2 protein-coding genes and 1 pseudogene are annotated in these 3,584 nt (G+C 72.4%); 1 reads left to right on the top strand and 2 read right to left on the bottom strand.

What is annotated here, in order from left to right:
* Positions 1 to 154 precede the first annotated feature (154 nt).
* Positions 155 to 1,545, bottom strand: a pseudogene (locus AC5LSR_RS11810) (class II fumarate hydratase).
* Between the two features lie 390 nt (positions 1,546 to 1,935).
* On the opposite strand from AC5LSR_RS11810, the gene AC5LSR_RS11805 reads away from it, so the two are divergent.
* A complete protein-coding gene (locus AC5LSR_RS11805) occupies positions 1,936 to 2,490 on the top strand; it encodes a hypothetical protein (RefSeq protein ID WP_493468451.1) in 555 nt (184 codons plus the stop codon).
* Between the two features lie 377 nt (positions 2,491 to 2,867).
* Here the strand turns inward: AC5LSR_RS11805 and AC5LSR_RS11800 are convergent.
* The coding region (locus AC5LSR_RS11800) for a sterol desaturase family protein (protein ID WP_493468450.1) at positions 2,868 to 3,584 on the bottom strand (717 nt) is incomplete at its 5' end.

Below are 3,584 nucleotides of genomic sequence, written 5' to 3'. Positions count from 1 at the left end.
AGCCCGGTGATCTCGTCCCGGCGGCGTCCGGCAGGGATGATCATACTTTCCCTGGCCCACCGGTGCCCCACGGATCCGGCCCGGCCGGCGGTGTGGAAGAACACGATCACACCGCCGGCCGGGCCGGGCGCGGCTTACGGGTGGGTCATCGAGCTTACGGGTGGGTCATCGACAGGACGTCCAGCGCGGCGTCCAGCTGCTCCTCGGTGAGCCTGCCCGCGGCCACGTAGCCGCGTTCGAGGACGACCTCGCGGATCGTCTTCTCCTCGGCCAGGGACTGCTTGGCGACCTTGGCTGCCTCCTCGTAGCCGATGTAACGGTTCAGCGGCGTCACGATGGACGGCGAGGACTCCGCGAACCGCCGGCAGCCTCGACGTCCGCGACGATGCCGTCCACGCAGCGGTCGGCGAACAGCCGGCTGATGGTGGACAGGATGTGGATCGACTCCAGCAGGTTGCGGGCGATCACCGGCAGCATCACGTTCAGCTCGAAGTTGCCCGCGGAGCCGCCGAAGGCCACGGCCGCGTCGTTGCCGACCACCTGCGCGACAACCTGGCAGACGGCCTCGGGGATCACCGGGTTGACCTTGCCCGGCATGATCGACGACCCCGGCTGCAGGTCGGGCAGGCGGATCTCGCCGAGCCCGGCACGCGGGCCCGACGACGCCCAGCGCAGGTCGTTGGAAATCTTGTACAGCGACAGCGCGACCACCCGCAGCACCCCGGAGGCCTCGACCAGGCCGTCCCGGGACGCCTGCGCCTCGAAGTGGTCGCGGGCCTCGGACAGCGGCAGGCCGGTGGACGCCACCAGCTGCTCGATGACGGCGGCGGCGAAGCCGGGCGGGGTGTTGATACCGGTGCCGACGGCGGTCCCGCCCAGCGGGAGCTCGCCGATGCGCGGCAGGGCCGCCTGTAGCCGCTCCACCCCGTAGCGGACCGCCGCCGCGTAGCCACCGAACTCCTGGCCGAGGGTCACCGGCGTGGCGTCCATCAGGTGGGTGCGCCCCGACTTCACGACCTCGCGGAACTCGACGCTCTTGCGCCCGAGGGCGGCGGCCAGGTGCTCGAGGGCGGGGATCAGGTCCTGGACGATCGCCTGCGTCGCCGCGACGTGGATCGACGACGGGAACACGTCGTTGGACGACTGGGACGCGTTGACGTGGTCGTTCGGGTGCACCGGCCGGCCCAGCCGCTCGGTGGCGAGGGTTGCCAGCACCTCGTTGGTGTTCATGTTGGACGACGTCCCGCTGCCGGTCTGGAACACGTCGATCGGGAAGTGGTCGTCCCAGGCGCCCTCGGCGACCTCCTGGGCGGCTTCGGAGATCGCGGCGGCGATCTCCGCGTCGAGGACGCCGAGCTTGGCGTTGACGGTCGCCGCCGCCGCCTTGATCCGTGCCAGGGCGGCGATGTGGGCCCGGGAGATCCGCTGGCCCGACACCGGGAAGTTCTCGACCGCACGCTGGGTCTGTGCCCGCCACCTGGCCGTGGCCGGCACGCGCACCTCACCCATGGAGTCGTGCTCGATGCGGTAGTCCTGCTCGCTCATATGCTCCCGCTCCCGCCGGTCGTCACCTGCTCGACATCTATCTATCTACCGTCCAGGAGGTTAGGCGCAACGTGCGATGGGGGTCCGGTACCGGGCGGTACGTACCCTCCGGCGGGGGCTTCCGGGTTCCCGGTGACCCGGCCGTGGGCGGCCGTCGCCACCGTAGTCGACACCGGTATTCGGCGCGGGACACGCCGTCGCGCCCGGCCGGATGCGAAGAAATTATTGACCGATTCATACGGGTTGCATTGTCCGGAAGCTGTCCGCCGGCCGCGGCCCGGCATTTGCCGTGTCCGGCGCCGTCGGTGCTAGTGTCGCCAGCGGGCGGAATAAATAGTTACGCGGTAGCGACTGCGGTCGGCCGCACGGATATCTGAGATGGCGGCGGTCGTGCGTTTCGGTCCGGGTTTTCCGCTGGTGTGTTCGGTCGCCCTGGCCGCCGTGTGCGCCGTCAGTTCCTGCGGATCCGCCGCGCTGCCGGTACCGAACGGTTCTCCGCCCGCTTTTCCGCGGGTGCCGGACGTGGCCGGCCCGGGCCTGCCAGCGGTGGTGCGCACACCGTCGGCGCCGCCGGCCGTCCCCGCCGACGGCCCGGCGCCGCTCGCCCGGCGCATGGCCCTCGCCGGGCTGCGGGCAGGCGTGGGCAGCCCGGCGGGCTCCCCACGGGCCCGGACGGCTCCACCGGCCGCGGCCGCGCCGGCCAGGCTGTCCTCGCCGTCCCCGCTGGCCGCGGGACCGGCAGGGCTGGCCACGGGACCGGAACAACTGGACGCCGCCGGTGGCGGCCAGCCGTCGCCCCAGCCGGCCAGGAGCCCTCCCGCCTGCCGGGGAAATCCGGCCGTCGACGGCGGCGGCACCGCCGTCGACGGCACCCGTATCGGCACCCGTATCGACGTCGGCATCGCTCTGGACGCCCTGGGCGCGGAATGCCCGCCACCCTCCTGACGTCCTGTCCGCAAATACGGTGTCAAATCCGCCGGTAAACGGCCTGCCGTGTTTTTCGGTGGTTCCGTCACGGCCGGGGGCAACGTCTCCGTGACATCGGCCGGACGTCGTCGACATGTCACTGATATATCGACGACATGTCACCGGCATGTCCACGGCCCGCGGTGTGGGCACGGGCGGGACGGCCGGCCGGGAAATGGCCGGCCGCCGGCGGCCGTATCACGTTGGAGCGGGAATTCGACGATCCGGCGACTGGCGGGTGGCGGGCCCGTTTCCCGGACGACCGGCCGGCACCGGGCGTGAGTAAGTCCACAGGGCGTGAGCGGAGCGGCAGGCGGCGGGCCGGTGCCACCGAAGATCACCGGGTGAGGCGGAGATCACCCGGCGGGGAGGTGGGCGTAGGCCGCGGTCGGCGAGACCGGGACCGCGTCCCGCGGCGGGTTGGTGCCCAGCAGCACGTCGCCGATGTTGGACGTCACACCCAGCCAGTAGCGTTCGTTGCGGAAGTGGTGCAACCGATGGTTACGCCAGATCCTGCGGTACACCCTGCCGCGCGGGCGATAGCCGGTGTGGATGAGGAAGTGCGTCCAGTCGTAGGCAAGCAGCCCCAGGCCCGTGCACAGGGCCGCGGTGGCGGCGGGGGGAGGGCCGGACAGGGCGACGACCAGCGCGACCGCTCCCACGTCGAGCACCTCCTGCGGCCGGACGAACATCGTGTCCATGTTCGTCGGGTCGCGGTGGTGCTGCTCGTGCCCCCAGCCGGCGATCCGGTAGCAGACCGCGCCGGCCCGGCTGCCCGGCCGGGCGTGCAGGATCCCGCGGTGCACCGCCCACTCGACGAACGGCTGCGCGGCGGCCATGGACACCGCGACCACCGCGTCCGTCCGGCCGAAGCGCCCGCGGGCGAGCCGCACGGCCGCCAGGCCCGCGACCACACCCATCAGCACCGGTGGACGCGGATGGGACACGAAGCGGCCGGCCGCGGCGCGCAGCGTGGTGGCGTCGGACGCTCGGCCGTGGGGGCCGGGCTGGTCCAGACGGGCGACGGCTGCGGTGACCCCGTGCAGCACGATCCGGTGCAGCGTGGCCCCGCG

The organism is Protofrankia sp. CiP1_Cm_nod4 (assembly GCF_982290645.1).
The sequence above is the reverse complement of the archived record's forward strand: the minus strand, read 5'-3'. Positions and strand labels throughout refer to the sequence as shown.